Origin of the sequence: Bacteroides sp. NGMCC 1.200775, from assembly GCF_040798045.1 — a bacterium.
GTDB lineage: Bacteria > Bacteroidota > Bacteroidia > Bacteroidales > Bacteroidaceae > Bacteroides > Bacteroides hominis.
Genome location: NZ_JASCQK010000001.1, coordinates 114,285 through 133,437, shown reverse-complemented (window position 1 = coordinate 133,437; position 19,153 = coordinate 114,285). Strand labels below are relative to the sequence as shown.

Annotated in this window: 17 protein-coding genes and 6 tRNA genes; 8 read left to right on the top strand and 15 right to left on the bottom strand. The window is 48.7% G+C overall.

The features are described 5' to 3' along the window. Positions 1-16: 16 nt before the first annotated feature. From QK890_RS00670 to QK890_RS00655, 4 genes are all read right to left on the bottom strand, one after another. Positions 17-1,417, bottom strand: coding sequence for a hypothetical protein (locus QK890_RS00670; RefSeq protein WP_367627110.1), 1,401 nt, complete (start codon positions 1,415-1,417; stop codon positions 17-19). An 8-nt stretch (positions 1,418-1,425) separates the two neighbouring features. Next, positions 1,426-1,983 (bottom strand): DUF3575 domain-containing protein, encoded by a 558-nt coding sequence (locus tag QK890_RS00665; protein ID WP_032539246.1) that lies wholly within the window; start codon positions 1,981-1,983, stop codon positions 1,426-1,428. 35 nt (positions 1,984-2,018) lie between these two features. After that, positions 2,019-2,393 carry a hypothetical protein gene (locus QK890_RS00660; protein WP_032544044.1) on the bottom strand — a complete coding sequence of 125 codons (375 nt, stop codon included), beginning with the start codon at positions 2,391-2,393 and terminating at the stop codon, positions 2,019-2,021. A 390-nt stretch (positions 2,394-2,783) separates the two neighbouring features. Then, positions 2,784-3,731 carry a Tsr25 family tyrosine-type DNA invertase gene (locus QK890_RS00655; protein WP_186992650.1) on the bottom strand — a complete coding sequence of 316 codons (948 nt, stop codon included), beginning with the start codon at positions 3,729-3,731 and terminating at the stop codon, positions 2,784-2,786. 206 nt (positions 3,732-3,937) lie between these two features. Between QK890_RS00655 and QK890_RS00650 the strand changes: the two genes are divergently transcribed. Next, the gene (locus QK890_RS00650) at positions 3,938-4,312 is read left to right on the top strand and encodes a hypothetical protein (RefSeq protein WP_005806391.1); all 375 of its coding nucleotides are present in this window, start codon (positions 3,938-3,940) and stop codon (positions 4,310-4,312) included. A gap of 75 nt (positions 4,313-4,387) precedes the next feature. On the opposite strand, the gene QK890_RS00645 is transcribed toward QK890_RS00650, so the two are convergent. The 3 genes from QK890_RS00645 to QK890_RS00635 form a co-directional block, all read right to left on the bottom strand. Next, complete coding sequence (locus QK890_RS00645) at positions 4,388-5,965, bottom strand: ATP-binding protein (RefSeq protein WP_367627109.1); 1,578 nt, start codon at positions 5,963-5,965, stop codon at positions 4,388-4,390. A 161-nt stretch (positions 5,966-6,126) separates the two neighbouring features. Continuing rightward, a complete protein-coding gene (locus QK890_RS00640) occupies positions 6,127-7,680 on the bottom strand; it encodes an ATP-binding protein (RefSeq protein WP_005778021.1) in 1,554 nt (517 codons plus the stop codon). Between the two features lie 234 nt (positions 7,681-7,914). Continuing rightward, positions 7,915-9,123, bottom strand: coding sequence for a hexokinase (locus tag QK890_RS00635; RefSeq protein WP_367627108.1), 1,209 nt, complete (start codon positions 9,121-9,123; stop codon positions 7,915-7,917). Positions 9,124-9,539: 416 nt separating this feature from the next. Between QK890_RS00635 and QK890_RS00630 the strand changes: the two genes are divergently transcribed. The 7 genes from QK890_RS00630 to QK890_RS00600 all read left to right on the top strand — a co-directional run bounded on the left by QK890_RS00630 (position 9,540) and on the right by QK890_RS00600 (position 14,474). Then, the gene (locus QK890_RS00630; protein WP_101604322.1) at positions 9,540-10,130 is read left to right on the top strand and encodes a hypothetical protein; all 591 of its coding nucleotides are present in this window, start codon (positions 9,540-9,542) and stop codon (positions 10,128-10,130) included. 216 nt (positions 10,131-10,346) lie between these two features. After that, positions 10,347-10,658, top strand: a complete 312-nt coding sequence (locus QK890_RS00625; protein ID WP_005778027.1) for a DUF4248 domain-containing protein — start codon at positions 10,347-10,349, stop codon at positions 10,656-10,658. A gap of 19 nt (positions 10,659-10,677) precedes the next feature. Further along, a complete protein-coding gene (locus QK890_RS00620; RefSeq protein ID WP_250708844.1) occupies positions 10,678-10,878 on the top strand; it encodes a hypothetical protein in 201 nt (66 codons plus the stop codon). A 144-nt stretch (positions 10,879-11,022) separates the two neighbouring features. Beyond that, positions 11,023-11,643 (top strand): hypothetical protein, encoded by a 621-nt coding sequence (locus QK890_RS00615; RefSeq protein ID WP_367627107.1) that lies wholly within the window; start codon positions 11,023-11,025, stop codon positions 11,641-11,643. 130 nt (positions 11,644-11,773) lie between these two features. Further along, positions 11,774-13,138 (top strand): replicative DNA helicase, encoded by a 1,365-nt coding sequence (gene dnaB, locus QK890_RS00610; protein WP_367627106.1) that lies wholly within the window; start codon positions 11,774-11,776, stop codon positions 13,136-13,138. 129 nt (positions 13,139-13,267) lie between these two features. Then, positions 13,268-13,747, top strand: a complete 480-nt coding sequence (locus tag QK890_RS00605; RefSeq protein ID WP_367627105.1) for an HU family DNA-binding protein — start codon at positions 13,268-13,270, stop codon at positions 13,745-13,747. A gap of 283 nt (positions 13,748-14,030) precedes the next feature. Continuing rightward, the gene (locus tag QK890_RS00600) at positions 14,031-14,474 is read left to right on the top strand and encodes an N-acetylmuramoyl-L-alanine amidase (protein WP_032539239.1); all 444 of its coding nucleotides are present in this window, start codon (positions 14,031-14,033) and stop codon (positions 14,472-14,474) included. Positions 14,475-14,701: 227 nt separating this feature from the next. Here the strand turns inward: QK890_RS00600 and QK890_RS00595 are convergent. The 8 genes from QK890_RS00595 to QK890_RS00560 form a co-directional block, all read right to left on the bottom strand. Then, positions 14,702-14,774: transfer RNA gene (locus QK890_RS00595), tRNA-Gly, on the bottom strand. Between the two features lie 7 nt (positions 14,775-14,781). Beyond that, a tRNA-Leu gene (locus tag QK890_RS00590) sits at positions 14,782-14,863 on the bottom strand. A gap of 61 nt (positions 14,864-14,924) precedes the next feature. Beyond that, positions 14,925-14,997 (bottom strand) — tRNA-Gly (locus QK890_RS00585). A gap of 22 nt (positions 14,998-15,019) precedes the next feature. Then, a tRNA-Leu gene (locus QK890_RS00580) sits at positions 15,020-15,103 on the bottom strand. A 37-nt stretch (positions 15,104-15,140) separates the two neighbouring features. After that, a tRNA-Leu gene (locus tag QK890_RS00575) sits at positions 15,141-15,222 on the bottom strand. A 25-nt stretch (positions 15,223-15,247) separates the two neighbouring features. Next, positions 15,248-15,320: transfer RNA gene (locus tag QK890_RS00570), tRNA-Gly, on the bottom strand. 130 nt (positions 15,321-15,450) lie between these two features. Then, positions 15,451-16,590, bottom strand: a complete 1,140-nt coding sequence (gene nspC, locus QK890_RS00565; RefSeq protein ID WP_032537980.1) for a carboxynorspermidine decarboxylase — start codon at positions 16,588-16,590, stop codon at positions 15,451-15,453. 118 nt (positions 16,591-16,708) lie between these two features. Further along, positions 16,709-19,069, bottom strand: coding sequence for an ATP-dependent helicase (locus tag QK890_RS00560; RefSeq protein WP_367627104.1), 2,361 nt, complete (start codon positions 19,067-19,069; stop codon positions 16,709-16,711). Positions 19,070-19,153: the final 84 nt, after the last annotated feature.

The window sequence follows — 19,153 nt, the reverse complement described above, 5'->3', positions numbered from 1 at the left end:
ATATTATGTGATACACTTATTGCGTTATACCGGTTGTCGCGGCCCGTTGTTCCGCATTCATCTTTTTAAGGTTTTCTTCCGCCTCCCGGTTTCCGGCTTTCGCCGCTCTATGCAGCCATATCCCGGCCTCTTTGTCGTCTCCGCACAACAGATGGCATACTCCCCGTACGTTCCACGAACGTTCGTCCGCCTCTACTGTTTTCAGCAGCCGGAATGCTTCTTCATAATCCCGCACCCGAATGGCGGCTATCGCACGGTTCACCGTATCCGCCACACTGTCAGGACGGTTGGCATACTCCACACGGATGTAGCAGGCATCGCGCAACTGCGGATAGAGCACATCCAGCACCGAACGATACGGACGCCCTCCCGCCAGAGCTTTCAGCCTGTCGTTCCGTTCTTCCTCCGGATGGCTGCGGAGAATGGCAAGCACCTCCTCTTTATACGTCATGTCGCTTTCATTTACCAGTTCGGCCAGCCTGCCCCAGTCTACTCCCCCGGCATTCAGTTCAAACAACGATACAGGCAGGTTCATACGGACCGAGAGAGCATGTCGCAAAGCCTCGGCACGTTTCGCCGACAACTTCCGGTTCAGCTCCGTCGCTCCTTCGGGCGAAGCATATCCGGTGATCGAGATACCTTGCAGGGATGCGCAACTGTCCGCACGCAGCAATCCGATGGCTTCCGTTATCCGGCGCAGGTTTCCGGCATTGGCCGAGTATAGTGTATCCACCACTGCCGACGCCGCACGGAAACGAATACCGATGCCGCTTTCACGCAGGGGACGGCTACCTGCCTCACACAAGAACGGATAGTCAGCCGCATGTTCCGCTACCGACCGGCTCACCTGCGGAGCAACCTCACAAACCGAGGGACGATAGGGCAAAGCCACCGGAAAAGCACCGAAGGAAACGACGCTCCCCACCGTCTGTACCCGGCAGCAACCTTCCCGGTCGATGTCGAGCCGCAGGTTCAAACCACTCTCCATCCACGGAGCATAGCGCAGCGTATCGGTATACAAGAAGGTATCTCCATTGCGGGCGGTCAGCCGATGACCCGCCTCACCGGCACTGCCTTTCAAGAGACGTTGTTGCCTCGCCCTGCGTGCCATGATGCGCCCCGTCACCACAAACGGGCTGAGCAACACACTATCCGAGGCATTGCCCAGACAAGGGGTAATCACCCAGCGGTGACGGGCACGCACTGCGCGGGGGGCTATCTTTATGGCAAACGAGACATATACCTGTCCACCCGCACGCTGCATTCGGACAGCAGTAAGGGCCACTCCTCCGGACGGCCCCGCCGCACGGGCAGACGGCATGCCGGAACACAGGGCAAAGGCCGCCAGGCAACAGGCTGACGCCAAAGCCTTCCGAAAGCATATTCTTAAACGGGTCGATCGTATCTTCTCTTTCATAAAACTTTTCATTTTAGCATATAAATCAAGCTGATGCCCACACGGGTCGGTGCCAGGAAGTTTTTCTTATCCGCTCCCCGATATTCGCCACAGGCAGGGCAATTAAAGCGTTTGTACTCGGCATGTACCCATCCCGCGCCTACGGTAGCCTCCAGATTCCAGCGTTTGCCCAGCACCCACGAGTAGCCGTATGAAAGCCCTGCCATCACCGCCCACCCCTCGTAGCGGGAAGAGGCCGAATGGGAGACAAAAGGCAGACGCACCCGGCTCAGGTTGTACTCTCCCCCTCCGGCATGCACGCCCAGAAAATGCCCGTAGAACGATTGGCAAAGCCAATAGCGCGCCTCCCCCTGTGCCATCCAGAATTTCCACTTCCGGTTGTTCTCAAAGCTCCACGGACAGGCGCTTCCCGAAACATCGAGTGTCCATCGGGAGGCCAACGCCCACTCGGCGGCAAGCGAAGGAGCGGTCGCGACATCGTGCAGCAAATTGGTTTTAACTGCTGCCCTTTGTGCCAGCACGTTGCCCGAAACAAGCAAAAGCAATATGAATAGTTGTTTTTTCATTCTGTTAGTTTATCTGAAACAAACCGGCAATCCGTTCATAAATCGGTCAGAGGTATCTCCGACAGGTAGACGCGGGTCATCTGGTTGATGATCCCCAACTTATGGGCGGCACGGTGATAGCGTGCGTACATTTTCTCACAATCCGGTTGATTGCAATTCAGATGTTGGTCCGTGGCTTCCATTACATGGAGCAGGGAGATTTGGAAGAGGGGACGGGTCAGCTCATAGATTTCCGGAGTGACATCACCGGCATGATCCGCCTTGACACGTATCAGCCCTGCGGATTCCAATTGCCCCAGAAGTTCGCCAAGAGGCTTACAACTACATTCTAATTCCTGGAAGTTTACTGTTTCCTGAAGGGAAATATGACGCAAGACAGATATGGCTGTCAAAGTTAACGGCGTAAGCATAAGCTATTTTGTTTTGTTGTGTGATCGTCCGTTACTTTGTAGGTAACGGCAATTAACATAAAATAGATTCGGATAGCGTTCCTGACAGGACACTGAGATTTAAATAATAAAAAACATCTGATGATGGCAATAGAATATTCATCCGCGTTAAATAACAGTAAACGTGGCCAACCCCTCTTATAGTTTTTTTAGGAGAAAATAGGGAAAACTAATGCAAAGCATGCATCTTTTTTAAAATTAATTGCCTTTTTTATAAAAAACTTGTCTTTTTATTTGTTTGTGTGAAAAATAATATCCAATTTTGCAGCAATAATTCATTGCCGTTACCTACAAAGTAACGGTCTATACACTTCTCTGATTACAAGCATAATACACTCTATTTTTCGTTTTTCAAACCGCATTCAGCACATACCGGATTATCTTCCTGTTTGTCCGATCTACTTCCCTGTCCCCGAAAGGCTTCAGGTAAGTTTCGGTCACCTTCACCGAGGAGTGTCCCAACGCACGGCTGATAACTCCTACGGGAGTCTCCTGATGAAAAGCGACCGTGGCCCACGTATGGCGGGCGGTGTATGAACTGAGCCTGCCTCCCAGTTTCAACTCCACCGAAACCCGTTCCAACTGCCGGTTCAGGTTACGCAGGGCACATTGATATTCCTGATAAGGAGTGGGATTTTTCTTTGTATGCCGCTTTCGGGTACGGGGTTGCCCCAGGATAGGCAGCAGATAGCTCGGATGGCAGTTCTCAGCCATCCTCCTGTTGATAATTTCCATCGCCTCATGCGGTACGGTGATGGTCACCTCCTGTCCCGTCTTGTGGCGGCAGTAGGTCAGCACTCCTTTATCGAGATTATTCCTGCGCAAGTGAGCCAGATCGACAAACGGGATTCCCCGAAGCATAAACATCAGCACAAACCAGTCGACGGCTTTCCCTGAAGCGTCTCCATCCGGATGTCCTGCCATCCGGATCATCTGCCCCACTGTCCCCGGACTGACAGCACGTTTCACGTCGGAGCGCGTACCGGTGTATACCTTATCGAAAAGCCCGGTCACATATCCCGGGCGGCCTTTCATCCCTCTGTTGTAGCCCGCACGCAAGGCACGCATGTAAGTCGATACCGTGTTCCAGCTCAACCGTTTTCCCAGCAGCCAATGTTCATACTTGTCCAGAAACACCGGACTCACCTCTTCGAATCCGATCTCCTCTTTTCCTGCACTCTCCCTAAGCGTACGCAGCATATTATGGTAGATACGCCGGGCCGGTTCACGCCCCTCTTCTTTGAGCCTTTCGATCTCAGAAATCATAAATACTGTTAATGTTTCATTCATCTTATCCATTGTTTTTAGTTTACAAATCTCCTTTAGATATAAATTGTGTAAATAGCCGGATAACAGAATCTATATCTTTACAAAAAACATCTAAAGAGACTTTGCAGAACAATCCCCGGGACGATATGCTATACTCTTTTTGTATATCTTTGCCGATCCTAACGTCGTTTTAACAAACATTGGCATCCGCCATCCCATACAAACCTCAAAGTAAAATGAAAAAGAGCATCCAGGACCTGAAAGAGTCATTAAGAAAGAAGGAAGAGAAACAACAGCGACTGCGTGAAAAAGAAGAATCGATAGAAAAAGACATCCGTGTGCTGCGCTACCTGATAGTTAGGGAGGAACAAGCCGCCTCACCACAAGCCCCCCGGAAACGAAAAATCACCCGAAAACAGGTAGGCAGCTTTTTCAGCCGGATCGCCCTATTTTATGAAGACCTGCAACGACGCCTGAACCTCCGCATCACTTACCGCTGCTTCTGCCGCTGGCTCTGCACCCGCTACGAGTTTGAGTCACGCTATCGCGACCGCCACAAGCTGTCGCCTTGCACGGTACTGGGATATTTTAAGAGAGAAAGAGGTGGATGAAGGGGAAGTAGCCTCTGCTCTTTAATTTCGTATCGCCCGTACACTTCTGTGAGAATCCGTGTAATCTGTGGTGAGTTATCCTCCTATCACCCACTTCCCAATATTCCGTTCTTCCTTCTCGAAGGCTACACCCACCTTCACTACTTTCCGCCCGTCCGACTGATAGGGCAGCAGATATCCCTTTTCATCAATCTGCCTCAAGGCAGCCTCGGCGCTGTCGTTCAGCTTGAACTCAAACACGTAGATGTAGTCCGGTGTCTTCACCACCGCATCGGCACGCCCCCGGGCACTCCGGACCTCCGTCTCCGTAAACTGCCCCATAAGCTGGAAGACGAGGTAGAACACCGTCTGATAATGCCGCTCCGTGCGGTCGTTCAGGTCGTAGGGAATACCGGCAAAGAAGCAGCGCAGGCGCGTGAGGAAAGCGTCTACATCGCCGCTCTCCAACTCGCGGATGAACTTGCCGATATAGAACGAGGTGTCTGTCTGGGCTATAGGAGTGTAGAAGGGACTGACGAAGTTGAGGAAACCATATTTCACCTCCTCGTTGGGGAACCCCAGCGTGTACATCCGGAAGCGCTCGTCGTAGTCCTTAATCGTCAGATATCCGCTCTGATAAATCATGGGTATCGGATTGTTTATATCCGCGCGGTCGTCGCTCAGCGAAGCCTCATTCACCTCAATGCCCTCCATCTCCCTCAGGTCGAAATCGGTCTTCTGCAGCATCTCCACCAGGAAGGTGGGCGTGCCGCTCGCAAACCAGTAATTGCCATACGAACGCTTCTGCAAGGCACTCAACACGCTGAAGGGATTATACATGGAGGTGAATTCCTCGTCTTTGGTGAACCGGTATCCGTCATATTGGCGAGTCAGCCGGTCCATCACCTGCCGGCAGGTCGCATTACTTTTCACTGCCAAGGCTTCCAATTCGGGAGAGAAGGTAGCTTCTATCTCCGCACGGGTCATACCGCAGAGGGTGTTATAGTCGAGGTCGAAACTGATATCGTTCAGTTGGTTCAGATTACTGAAAATGCCCATTTGCGCGAACTTGGTCACTCCGGTGATGAAGACGAACTGCAACCAGGGGTCGGCACTTTTAAGCACGGTATAGAAAGCGGTCAGCGTCTCTCTGAAATCGTGTTGCAACTCCTGATTGTCGAACGAACGCAGCAAGGGTTTGTCATATTCGTCGATAAGCACCACCACGCGGCGCCCCGTCTGTTCGCAGGCGCGCCGGATGACGGTCATGAAACGTCCGGAGTGCGTAATGCCTTCTCCTCCCGTCCGGTATAACTCTTCCCACTGCCGCAACTGCCGCTCAAGTATATCGACCAGCCCCTCACGACTGTCATACTTCTCCGCATTGAGATCAAGATGCAGCACGGGATATTGCAGCCACTCTTTTTCCAATTTCTCGATAGCCAATCCGCGGAAGAGTTCCTTCTTACCTTGAAAGTACGCCTCGAAAGAAGAAAGCAACAGGCTTTTGCCAAAGCGGCGGGGACGGCTCAGGAAACAGGGATTGCCCGCTTGAGCCAGTCGGTAAATCAATGCGGTCTTATCTACATAAAGGAAATTTTCGGAGCGCAGTTTCTCAAAACTCTGTATCCCTATCGGGAGTTTTCTAAGCGGGGCATTGATCGGTGTATCCACGGGGCATTGAAGTTAGTCTTTTGCAAATGTACACAATTATTTTTTAGATTCTCACACTTGGTTACAAGAATGTAAGGGATGCAACAATTGCCCCTTCTTTATTATCCTTATACCCATGAATACAAAGATAACATTTTCTTTTGTATTTTACGTATTGTGTCTTAAAATTCAACAATCCACTTTTCAATGTTGCGGGTTTTGGCACTGAAGTTTACACCAATCTTAAAAAGTTTACGGCTGTCTGCCGCAAAAGGTTGCGCATAATGTTTCTCGTTGATCTGGCGGAGAGCTTCTTCAGCGGTACCATCCAGTTTGAATTCCATCACATAAATAAATTTATCTGTTTGCAAAACGAGATCGATGCGCCCTTCACTTGTGCGATATTCCACATTGGTATAGAACCCCATTAACTTGAAGACAACGAAAAGCACATTCTGGTAATGGAGTTCCTGTTCGCGAATTATCTCGTAAGTGGTATCCGCAAAGAAACTTTGCAAACGGCGGAAGAAAGAGTCATAGTCTCCGGCGCGAATCTCACGGACAAACTTCTGAACTTCAAACGGAGCTTCTACCTTATCGGTATTCGCATAGTAGGGAAGCAGGAATTTCATGAACCCCTCCTCCACTTCACGGTTCGGGAATCCCAAACGGTAAATTCCAAATTCACGGTCATACCCCTTAATGGTAAGGTAACCGCTTTGATAAATCACAGGAATAGGATTGGTAGAGGAAGAGTCGATGCTGTTCAATACATCCGCATCGGTTTCCACATGCGCCATTTTATGAAGATCATAGTGATGCATCTGCAACAGTTCTACCAAATAGGTAGGAGTACCCGTTTCAAACCAATAATTTCCAAATTTCATTTTATAGAACGTATTCAGCAGGCTGAAAGGATTGTAAATGCCGATCGAATCTTCCACAAAATGATACCCGTCATAGCATTCCTTCAATTCACGGCACACCTCTTCATAACCCATCCTCTGCCTGTCGGCAAGTTCGTACAACTCTTGCTCCAGATTGGTCCGTATTTCCTCTTCAGTGATGCCGCACAATGCCACGTAACGTTCGTCCATCGACAAATCAATCAGATTGTTCAAAGCACTGAACACACTCACTTTACCAAACTTGGTGACACCGGTCAGAAAAGCAAACCGGATGTATCCATCCATTGTTTTGATGGCTCCATAAAAGGCTTGCAACGTCTTGCGAAACTCTTTTTGCAATTCTTCATCCCCGATGGATTGCAGCATAGGCTTATCATATTCGTCGACCAGAATGACTACACGATGCCCCGCCTGCTTGCAAGCACGCTCTATGACACCGGCAAAGCGCAGAGACAAAGATCGCTCCGAAGGTTCAGCTCCATAGAGTTTCTCCCATGCCACAATTGCTTTCTCCAATATATCCTCAAGACTTTGCAGTGAGTCATATTTCTCTATATTCAAATCCAGATGCAATATCGGGTGTTTTATCCATTCTTTCTCGAGCTTTTCCATCGCCAGCCCTTCAAAGAGCTCCTTTTTTCCCTGAAAATAGGCTTCGAGGGTAGAAACAAGCAAACTTTTTCCAAAGCGACGGGGACGGCTCAGAAAATAATAACTCCCGGTCTTTACCATTTGATAAACCAATGCTGTTTTATCAATATAGAAAAGGCCCTCTTTACGGATTTTCTCAAAATTCTGTATCCCGATAGGATAGATTTTATTGCTCATATTCTTTTATTCCGGATAAATAACAGACAAACTTATAAATACAAAGATAACATTTTCTTTTGTATTTTACGTGTTGTGTCTTAAAAGAATGGTTTTGAGTTCACCACAGATTACACGGATTCTCACAGATTAATAATTTATTTTACTGAGAGTTAAATTAAAATATCTGTGTTAATCTGTGTAATCTGTGGTGAGTTATATTCATTTCTGTTCCGTAAAATAACCCAAATACAATCAAGTCAGTGCTGCAATACCGGTTCCTATTAGGTTGGCATTGCTCATGTTATTGATATGAACTTCCACATCTTCCAGTTGGAGTTCGCGAAGAAGTTCCTGCAATTTCTCCATCACAAGAATGTTGTAACTTTTATCTTTCCGGCTCTCACTCCAGAAGAGGCTTCCTTCGGCTATCAGACAAATCCGATGAATATCTTTGTTGTATGATTTCAGCAATGCGATCAGTCCGGCAAGGGACGCGGCAACCAGTTGGGCCGATCTGCTATAGATCCAACGGGCCACCTGCACATAGATATCTTTGTGGATATCCGGATAGTTCATGATGGCAGTCAGCTTCCGGGCATCGAACTTTTCTTCAAATTCATCCAACGGAAAGGCCGCTTTCAATATATCCCCTAAATACATGCCGGACACCGCTTTCTCAAAACGCTGTTTGCCCATGCTGTCGGACATTGCATCCACCGTATCATCCACCGCTGTCAAGAATGGCGGATGAAAGTTGCCCGACTCCAGATTGACAGGAATCAAACCCTCTACGCTGTATGCCAGATCCAGTTTCTTTATCTTGTCAGCGGGAATAAAAGTGGCCATATTCGTACCGGTCCCGACAATCAGGCCGATATAGGCGTCGTAACTCTTGTCGGTAAGCCCGGCAAACAAACTGGCGATCGTGTCATTCAGAACTTTGATGCCTGTAAACTTTATTTTATTCTTTTCATTCAGATAGTCGAGTAAAGGTTTCCCCACAAACTGCCCGACCATTTTCCGGATATCCACTCCTTTGGTCCAACGAAGCAGCTTTGCATCTCCTCCGGGCACTGATTCGGCGGGATAAGAAAAACAATAGCCAATAGGCATTTCCTCTTCCCGTTTTATCTCCACAATCAGATCGGCCAATTCTTTGAACAGTTCTTCGCGCGTATAGCCGGGCGACTTCATGACTGACATGTCTTTCTTCCAGCCATTGTTCGGGTAGATGACCGGCTTTTCTCGCGTGAAATCGACAATCGCCACCCGGTAGTTGGTACCTCCCAGATCGAGGACTAAGGCCTTCCCTTTGACATCGGCCGCCTTGGGCAGAATAAAGGTAGGAATACATTGTATCTCTGCATTTTTTTTACTTAATCCTTCTTCCACTTTCTCCCGGAATGCATAGGCAATTCCTTTGAGTTGTTCGTTGTCCAGTTTGAAAATATTCTTTTCCATGGTGTTGGTTTTATGTATGGATGATCTTTATTTCTGTAAATAACAACTGAGAAGGGTTTTTGCTCAAAACCGGGATAAAAACGATTTCACCACAGAGGACACAGAGTCTCACAGAGTTTTTTTAGACAGATGAACAAAAGAACAGATGATTCTTTATTGGTTCATCTGTTCTTTCGTCTGAAAACAAATAGAGCGCAGCTAATTAATCTCTGTGAGACTCTGTGCACCTCTGTGATGATGGTATAAAAAAAGCCATTTGGTATCTTCGGAAGAAAGTTTGCGGGATTGAAAAAAAGAATAGTTTATCATTGAAAATCATGAAGTATCTTTACCGTGTAAGCTTACAGAAAAATGACATAGGCGGATTCTGAAAAGCCTTGGAGAGAGTAGGAGAAAATTTAATAATTAAGATTATAATGGCAAAAACTCAACAGTCTAATGAAAAAAAAATTATTGAATCAGAAAATAGAGACGAATATGAAAATGGGCGCCCGGTTTTTAAAGCGGATAACTGGGAAGGGGTATCCAGGTATGCAAATTGCTATGCATATGCAATGAATGTAATAACTGTAAAAGAAGATGAACATTTGTCACCCGGAATGCTCAGTAATCAAGATACTAACTATTCGGAACATACTATCGAAGAGCTGAAAAGAATATTTGTGGAGTATATAAAAGCAGACATCCAAACAGGCAAAATTGAAAAAGCCACAGATTTTATTCCATGTGGAATAGATACGGAGCTTAATGGAAATGAATATAAAGTAGCATTGGCATTCGCTCCTTCTCCGGAGAATGAAAACAAACTGAAAGATTTTCATTTTTACCGTGAAGATAGTAATGGACTATGGTCTCATAAAGTGGGAGAATCGTCTATTATCTGCCAAAAAGACGCTTCGGATAAGTTCATAAGCTCCTCTAACCCACCGGAAAACTGCAATCGAAATCATAGAGAAATAGGAAACTATTCTGTATTTGTAGGTTATTTCAAAGTTGTCCATAGTTAAAAATGACCCTGTTTCACCACAGAGTGACACAGAGTTTCACGGAGTTTTTTTAACAAACAGAGTACAGTTAATTAATCTCTGTGAGACTCTGTGTACCTCTGTGGTGAAAGAACAGAACAAAATCCATGTAAGCATTCAGTTCCGTTACATAGTAAAAAAGTCTTTCTCGATAAGCAGAGAATATGCTACTTTGCCACGTAAACAAAAACAACAAGAATGAAAGACTTAAATTTTGACTGGCTGCTGAGTGGAAGCTGCCTGCTGTCGGACGTGGCGATGGCGTATTTTACAACTTGTGTTTATCCCCGCTCGGCGGGCAGACAGATGCGTGAGCAGATAGAACGATATCCGGACTTGCATGCCGAACTACTGGAAGCAGGATACAAACGCTCCAATACACTGCTGACGCCCCGGCAAATCTGTATCGTGATACAGCATTGGGGAATGCCCGACACGGTGTACCAATGGCTACGCGAACATCCGGAGGATCGGGTCCAAAAACTGTTCGCCGATCGCAAATTCGACTGATATATGTTAATATATCTTTTTGCTTATTATTTATTTATGTGCAGGTCTGCCTGTTGGCGGCTTCCGGAACATCCTCCGTAAACAACTGACGGACAACGGACTACAAGCCCGAAAGCATGTTGGTGTCCGTGTTGGTGATTTGGAGGCTCTGAATGACGGCAACAGAGGGTCTGAAAGGGTGAAAACAAGGCTCGGTTTCACCCCGGCAGAGTGTGCGTAGGACGGCAATAGGGATCGTCGTACACTTTTGCACCAATCTGCACCAATCTGCACCAATCTTTTGCATCCTTGCCCTTCTATGCGTAGCTTTGTCATGCCGTTCGGGAAAGGACGGCACATTCAATAACCTTTAAAACGAAATTCCATGAACGCACCGACCGAGACAATTCTGAAAAAAGGATATATCCTGATTCCCAAATCCATGATCGAAGATTTCTTCAAAACCGGATCGCAAACCGAGGGCTATCTGGAAGCATGGATACAGGTATTGACGCGGGTCAACTACTCCGATACGGAGGTTTGTGTACAAGGCAACCGGATCGTTTGCCGGCGGGGTGAAACCGTATATACCTACAAACAGTGGGAAAAGACACTGGGATGGAGCCGATACCGCACCCGCCACTTCTTCGAAACGTTGTTCAAATCCGGAATCATGGAGGCGGTAGAGAATCCCGCCGGAATCACCCTGCTCCGGGTAACAGACTATGACCTCTGGACCGGACATAAAAAAGCCGTCACCACCCGGGACAGCCATGCGACGGAAGGCTTTGCCGGCTTCTGGGATCTTTATCACCGGATCACCCAAAAAGATAAGATAAACATAGCCCGTGCCCGGAAAGAATGGAAAAAACTGACGATAACGGAAAAGAAACTGGCACTGGAAAACATCGAGGAGTATTACACCCACCAAAAGGACATACGCTTCTGTAAACAGGCAGCCACATATCTGGAAGATAAGGCGTTTCTGAACGAATACGAATTTTAGAAGTCACCACGGATTACACGGATTAACACAGATTACAAAGTTATTCTGTTGATATTTAAAATTAAAAATCTGTGAAAATCCGTGTAATCTGTGGTGAACTATACCCCAAACCATATACCATCCAAACATTATGTTACAACCCCAAGCACCCGAACTCGAGGAAACCATCCTCGGAGCCTGCCTGATTGAAAAAGAAGGCATGGCACTGATTGACGAACTGCTGAAACCGGAAATGTTCTATGTCACCCGTCATCAACTGATTTACGCCGCATTGCAGGCGATGTTCCACGCCGGTACGAACATCGACATCCTCACCGCCACCGAGGAGCTTCGCAAACGTGGAAAGCTGGACGATGCCGGAGGGCCGTTCTACATCACCCAACTGAGCAGCCGGGTGGCAAGTTCGGCACACCTGGAATATCACGCACGCATCGTTCACCAAAAGTACATCCGAAGGGAAATGATCGTGGGATTCAGCAAACTGCTGACACTCTCCGGCGACGAAACCATCGACCTGACAGACACGTTAGTGGATGGACACAACCTGCTGGACAGGCTGGAAGGGGCATGTGGGCACAACAGGCAGTTGCGCGATATGGACACGCTGATGCAGGCAACCCTGACCGAAGCGGAAGGACGCATGCAGAAAAATAAGGACGGAGTGACCGGAATCCCCACCGGACTGGCCGAACTGGACAAGATGACAGGAGGATGGCAAAACAGCGATCTGATCACTATCGCTGCCCGTCCGGCAGTGGGAAAAACCGCCTTTGCACTCCATCTGGCAAAAGCTGCGGCAGCGGCCGGACACCACACGGTGGTGTACAGCCTCGAGATGCAAGCCGAGCGGTTGGGCGACCGCTGGCTCCTATCGGCAGGAGAAATGGACCCATACCTCTGGCGAAGCGGAAAGCTATCACAGGAAACATGGCTACAGGCCCGGCAAACGGCCGGAGAACTGGCAAGGCTCCCCATCTGCGTAAACGATAACCCGGATATGAGCATGGACCGTGTACGCTCGAGCGCCCGGTTGCTGCAAAGCAAAGGGAAGTGTGACTTTATCATTATCGACTACCTGCAACTGTGTGACATGCGCACCGAACAAACCAACCGGAACCGGGAACAAGAGGTGGCACAGGCAAGCCGTAAAGCAAAATTGCTGGCCAAAGAGCTGCACATCCCGGTCATCTTGCTAAGCCAACTCAACCGTGGCTCCGAAAACAGGGCGTACGGACGTCTGGAATTAGCCGACCTGCGTGAGAATGGAGCCATCGAACAGGATTCCGACCTGGTGCTCCTCCTCTATCGTCCGGCACTGGCACATCTGGCAACAGACAAACAAAGCGGATATCCGACGGAGGGACTGGGAGTAGCCATCATCGCCAAACACCGCAACGGGGAAACGGGAAACGTATACTTCGGACACAACAAGAGCATGACAAAAATCGGCGACTACGTTCCGCCCATGGAATGGATAAAAAAGAATGCCAGATAGAGGCTCCGTTTTCTTAACCTACACATCGTTATTTTCATCATTTTACTTGACTTTACCTGTTTGATTTCGTATCTTTACGTAGTGATTGAGACAAGAAATTTATTAACCTAAACCTTAACTTTTTATTGTATGGAAGTATCAGTGGAGCGCTATCAGCGCAAGAAGTATGTCAATCAGGAGAACTCTCCCATGTTGTATTACATCCGCCAAAAAGCGGGAACAGCCAAAGTTATGGATATCGATGCACTGGCGGAAGATATCCAGACCAATTGCGCCCTGACAACGGGCGATGTGAAACACACCATAGAGGCACTGGTGGAACAGCTGCGAAAGGTGCTGACGCAGGGAAACAAAGTGAAAATAGAAGGACTGGGAACCTTCCACATGACGCTGACCTGCCTGCCAGGCGAAACCGAGAAGGAGTGCACGGTGAAGAATATCAAGAGGGTAAACGTGCGGTTCATACTCGATAAGGCAATGAAGCTGGTGAACGCCAGCCGGAGCATGCCCCGAAGCCCGAACAACGTGACGTTTGCCATGGCTTCGGCAGGCGCTCCGGAAGGCGGAGGAAGCGGAGACGGGGACATTGTGGACGACCCGACGGCATGATTGCTCACCACAGAGGACACTGAGTTCACAGAGGAAGAATTTTTAAGGTCTTTACATAAAACGGAGAATTAAAACTCTGCGCCTACAGCCATGACAGAGTGACATTTTACCCCTCAATGTAGAATGAAAGCTCTGTGGCCTCTGTGGCCTCTGTGGTGAAACCGTGAAACAACGAAACTTAATACAGCAAAAACAATGAAGAAAATACAAAAAATACTGGAATGTCTACTGGCATTCCTGATGTTTCTCCGCGGGGGGAACACCGAAAAATAGAACCGGAACTATGAGAGAAATCAATCTGATTGTTATTCACTGCTCCGCAACCAGAGAAGACCGCTGCTTCACGGAGCATGACCTGGAGGAGTGTCACCGAAGACGGGGATTCGAAGGAGCGGGCTATCACTTCTACATACGCAAGGACGGGAAGATCATCACTACCCGACCGGTGGAACGGGCCGGGGCACATGCCAAGGGATTCAACGCACACTCCATAGGCATCTGCTACGAAGGAGGGCTGGACTGCAACGGACGACCCAAAGACACCCGGACAGAATGGCAAAAACATTCGATGCGGGTACTGGTGAGAGTATTGCTGAAGGAGTATCCCGGAAGCAGGGTATGCGGACACAGGGATCTGAGTCCGGACCTGAACGGAAACGGAGAGATAGAACCCGAAGAGTGGATCAAGGCATGCCCGTGCTTTGAGGTAAAAGAGGAAAGCTTTTAAATTCACCACAAACTTCACCACAGAGTACACGGAGTACACAGAGTTTTATTGCTAATGAACGGAGCTCACCACAGATTACACGGATTGTCACAGATTGAGAAATAGATAAATCTGTGTTAATCTGTGTAATCTGTGGTGAAGTTTGTGGAATCAGCATGGCACTGACCCGGTAAACGGTAAACAAAAAAAGGAAGCTGAATCAAATGATTCAGCTTCCTTTTTCTTTGAGCGGAAAACGAGACTCGAACTCGCGACCCTAACCTTGGCAAGGTTATGCTCTACCAACTGAGCTATTTCCGCAATGTAGTGCCCAGAACAGGACTCGAACCTGCATGCCTCTCGACACACGCACCTGAAACGTGCGCGTCTACCAATTCCGCCACCTGGGCATTGACTAATCAGGAATCTGCTGTTTAAATGGAGAGGAACAGATAACCGACGTTCTTGTTGAGCGGAAAACGAGACTCGAACTCGCGACCCTAACCTTGGCAAGGTTATGCTCTACCAACTGAGCTATTTCCGCAAAACAACTTTAATAAAGAATGTGAAGAGAAGGAGACTCGAACTCCCACGACAGTAATGTCACTACCCCCTCAAAGTAGCGCGTCTACCAATTCCGCCACCTCTCCAATCTCGATTAAAGCTTTGAACTATTCTCACCTTTTGTGCCCAGAACAGGACTCGAACCTGCATGCCTCTCGACACACGCACCTGAAACGTGCGCGTCTACCAATTCCGCCACCTGGGCAAAAGGTTTCCAACATTTCAAAGAGAGCGGAAAACGAGACTCGAACTCGCGACCCTAACCTTGGCAAGGTTATGCTCTACCAACTGAGCTATTTCCGCATTTGCAACCGTTGTTTCTCGATTGCGGTTGCAAAGGTAGGCATTTTCTTGATATCTGCAAGCATTCGGGATACTTTTTTCTCAGGAAAATGTGCATTTTGTTTTTGCCAAACGACAAATGTTTTGATTATCAACTCATTCTATTGCGATAATCTTCATAGGAAAATTGCTTGAAGATTTCAGCATTTCCACTCGCCGTCCACAAAGCAATGGCAGGATGGTGGATCCCGTTGAACATATTTGTTTTTACCATCGTATAATGTATCATATCTTCAAAAACGATACGTTCGCCGATCTGCAATTCATGATCGAAACTCCAGGAACCCATATAGTCTCCGCTCAGGCAGGAATTACCTCCGAGCCGATAGACAAACGGTCCCTCCTCTCCCATCACCGCCCCGCGAACGGCCGGTTGATAAGGCATTTCCAGACAGTCGGGCATGTGACAGGTAAAGCTGACGTTAAGAATGGCGGTACGGATACCACGGCTCTCGACAATATCTACCACCTCGGAAGTCAGTACCCCGGTTTGCCAGGTGAAAGCCGAACCGGGCTCAAGGATGATGCGCAAATGCGGATAACGTTTCTTTAAGCCCTGCAACAAGCCTATCAGGTGCCCGGTATCATAATCTTTACGGGTCATCAGATGTCCGCCTCCCAGGTTGAGCCACTTTATCTGAGAGAACCACGGGGAGAACTTCTCTTCAAGATGTTGCAAAGTACGCTCGAGTTCGAACGAAGATGATTCACAATGGCAATGGCAATGAAAACCCTCGATCCCCTGCGGCAACTGTTCGGGCAGCAGATCGGCAGTGATGCCGAAACGGGTGCCGGGAGCGCACGGATTATAGAGTTCGGTCTCCACTTCGGAATATTCGGGATTGATGCGAATGCCGCAAGAAATATCACTGCCTCCGGCCACGGTCATCGGGTAGAACCGGTGGAACTGCGCCATGGAATTGAACGTGATATGACTGCTGCAACGCATGATTTCCGGAAAGTCGGCTTCGGTATAAGCCGGAGAATAAGTGTGTGCCTTACTGCCGAACTCTTCGAGTGCCAGGCGCGCCTCGTAGACGGAGCTTGCCGTGGAATGTCCGATGTATTCCCTGAAAATAGGGAATGAACGCCACATGGCAAAAGACTTGAAAGCAAGGATGATTTCAACTCCGGCCCGGTCGGCCACACTCTTTATCAGACTGAGGTTCTTTCTCAGCAATTCTTCCTCCATGATATAGCACGGAGAGGGAAATTGGGTAAAATCTATCATAGTCAACTACAAGGTTCACCACAGAGGACACAGAGGACACGGAGTTTTTATTTTCCAGGTTTATAGAAAGATCTTAAATTCTTCCTCTGTGAACTCTGTGTTACTCTGTGGTGAATAATTATTCTATTACTTTAAATCTCGCAAAACGCAGCAGCAACTGTTTATCGCCCGCATTACGGAAATGGATCGTTGCTTTGGCATTGTCGCCCAAACCTTCGACACGAATCACCTGGCCTATGCCGAAACGCTCGTGTTCAATGGTCTGCCCGGGTTGTACACCTATAATGCCGGCTCCGGGAGCTGCCGATGGGGATACCGTGGTACCGCTCACCCTCTTCAAGTTACGGGGGACGGTCGGGGCAATGATCTGCTCCTTCGGACGTTCACGCTGCGGACGGTCGGCAGACGGACGGGCAGAAAAACGCTCGGCAGACGGACGGCGGGAGTATCCCTCCTCCATTTCGCGGCGGAAACGGCCGGCTCCTTCGTCAACGCTACGACCTAAAGCTGCCTCCTGCGGAAGTTGCAGGAAGCGGGTGTCGATATCCCTCAGGAACCGACTGGGACTGCCGAACTCCATCTTTCCGTAACGGAAACGGGTTTTGGCAAACGAGAGGAAACAGTGTTCCTCGGCACGGGTGATGGCGACGTAGAACAGGCGGCGTTCTTCTTCCATCGCGCGCGGTGAATCGCCCGCCATGCCACTGGGGAAGAGATTCTCTTCCAACCCTACCACAAATACATTGCGGAACTCCAGCCCTTTGGCAGAATGCACCGTCATCAAAGTCACCTTCTCACCATCTCCCTCCTTATCGGAATCCTGATCGGTGAGCAGGGATACTTCGGAGAGAAAGTCGATCAGTGAAACATTTGTGTTCCCCTCTTCCTGACGCATGGCACAGAAATCATTCATACCGTTCACCAGTTCCTCGATGTTCTCTTTGCGGCTCAGGTTTTCGGGCGAATTGTCCTGACAGACGTCATTGATAATGCCGGACTGGCGGATGATTGCCGTACCTATTTCATAGGCATTCTTCTCCGCCACCTCGGTCATGAACTGTTCGATCAGTTCACGAAAGCCTTGCAACTTGGTGTGTGTATTTTTATTAATAGTAAGTCCGTAAGTGATGGGGTCGCACAGCACAGTCCACAGGCTGACATTGTTCTCGGTGGCGGCTTTGATAATCTTCCCCACCGTAGTATCACCGATGCCGCGTGCCGGATAATTGATAATCCGCTTGAACGCCTCTTCATCGTTGGGATTGACCACCAGACGGAAATAAGCTATGATGTCTTTTATTTCCTTACGCTGATAGAAAGAGAGGCCGCCGTAAATCTTATAAGGCATGCTCCGCTTACGCAAGGCCTCCTCGAAGACACGGCTCTGGGCATTGGTGCGGTAAAGGATCGCAAAATCAGAATAGCCATAATCGTGTTCGCGACGCAGCTGGGCGATTTTATTGGTCACGATATCACCCTCTTCCACATCGCTGTAGGCTTGGAATACACCGATGGCTTCCCCCCGTTCTTTCTCGGAGAAAACCTCTTTGGGGATCTGCCGCTCGTTCTTTTCGATCAAGCTGTTGGCTGCACGGACGATGGTTTGGGTAGAACGGTAATTCTGCTCCAGCTTGAAGACTTTTGTGTCGGGATATATCTTGGTGAAATACAAAATATTGTCGATGTCGGCTCCCCGGAAAGAGTAGATGCTCTGCGCATCGTCACCCACCACACAAACACGCTGATTCTCCTTAGTGAGCTGCAACACAATGCTGTGCTGCGCATAGTTGGTGTCCTGATACTCGTCGACAAGCACATAACGGAACTGCTCACGATAGCGCGCCAGCACTTCGGGAAAATCGCGGAAAAGAATATAGGTATAGACCAGCAAATCATCGAAATCCATTGCTCCGGCTTGCCGGCAACGCTCCCAGTAACGGCTGTAAATGTCGCGTATGGCAGGCATCTTGGCCGCAGCATCTGCCTCGTAAGCCTCCTTGTTGGCAGCATAGCCCGAAGGAGACACCAAATGGTTCTTGGCATTGGAAATGCGAGCCTGTACACTGCCGGGTTTATAGGTCTTTTCGTCAAGCCCCATCTCCTTGATGATGGAACGGAGCAGGCTCTTGCTGTCCGCCGAGTCGTAGATGGTGAACTGTGACGTAAATCCGATGTGGGATGCCTCGGCACGAAGAATACGGGAGAACACCGAATGGAATGTACCCATCCAGAGATACCGTGCACGCTGTTCGCCCACCTGCCGGGCAATGCGCTCTTTCATCTCACGGGCGGCTTTGTTGGTAAAAGTCAGTGCCAGGATGTTCCAGGGATTGTAACCGTTCTCGAGCAGATAGGCTATCTTATAAGTAAGTACGCGTGTCTTTCCGGAACCGGCACCGGCAATGACCAGTGAAGGACCATCACCGTAGAGCACCGCTGCACGCTGGCTTTCATTAAGTTCTTCGATATAGTCGGGCATAAAATTTATCTGTTAAATCTCTATTCACTGGCAAAGATAGAGGAAAGTTTGGACAACTCCGAACATTTAGGCCCTATATCCCGT

What these genes read in the sequence shown, in the direction of transcription:
- QK890_RS00670 (WP_367627110.1), bottom strand. Translation starts at nt 1,417, where the DNA reads ATGAAAGAGAAGATACGATCGACCCGTTTAAGAATATGCTTTCGGAAG.
- QK890_RS00665 (WP_032539246.1), bottom strand. Translation starts at nt 1,983, where the DNA reads ATGAAAAAACAACTATTCATATTGCTTTTGCTTGTTTCGGGCAACGTG.
- QK890_RS00660 (WP_032544044.1), bottom strand. Translation starts at nt 2,393, where the DNA reads ATGCTTACGCCGTTAACTTTGACAGCCATATCTGTCTTGCGTCATATT.
- QK890_RS00655 (WP_186992650.1), bottom strand. Translation starts at nt 3,731, where the DNA reads ATGGATAAGATGAATGAAACATTAACAGTATTTATGATTTCTGAGATC.
- QK890_RS00650 (WP_005806391.1), top strand. Translation starts at nt 3,938, where the DNA reads ATGAAAAAGAGCATCCAGGACCTGAAAGAGTCATTAAGAAAGAAGGAA.
- QK890_RS00640 (WP_005778021.1), bottom strand. Translation starts at nt 7,680, where the DNA reads ATGAGCAATAAAATCTATCCTATCGGGATACAGAATTTTGAGAAAATC.
- QK890_RS00635 (WP_367627108.1), bottom strand. Translation starts at nt 9,123, where the DNA reads ATGGAAAAGAATATTTTCAAACTGGACAACGAACAACTCAAAGGAATT.
- QK890_RS00630 (WP_101604322.1), top strand. Translation starts at nt 9,540, where the DNA reads ATGGCAAAAACTCAACAGTCTAATGAAAAAAAAATTATTGAATCAGAA.
- QK890_RS00625 (WP_005778027.1), top strand. Translation starts at nt 10,347, where the DNA reads ATGAAAGACTTAAATTTTGACTGGCTGCTGAGTGGAAGCTGCCTGCTG.
- QK890_RS00615 (WP_367627107.1), top strand. Translation starts at nt 11,023, where the DNA reads ATGAACGCACCGACCGAGACAATTCTGAAAAAAGGATATATCCTGATT.
- dnaB (WP_367627106.1), top strand. Translation starts at nt 11,774, where the DNA reads ATGTTACAACCCCAAGCACCCGAACTCGAGGAAACCATCCTCGGAGCC.
- QK890_RS00605 (WP_367627105.1), top strand. Translation starts at nt 13,268, where the DNA reads ATGGAAGTATCAGTGGAGCGCTATCAGCGCAAGAAGTATGTCAATCAG.
- QK890_RS00600 (WP_032539239.1), top strand. Translation starts at nt 14,031, where the DNA reads ATGAGAGAAATCAATCTGATTGTTATTCACTGCTCCGCAACCAGAGAA.
- nspC (WP_032537980.1), bottom strand. Translation starts at nt 16,590, where the DNA reads ATGATAGATTTTACCCAATTTCCCTCTCCGTGCTATATCATGGAGGAA.
- QK890_RS00560 (WP_367627104.1), bottom strand. Translation starts at nt 19,069, where the DNA reads ATGCCCGACTATATCGAAGAACTTAATGAAAGCCAGCGTGCAGCGGTG.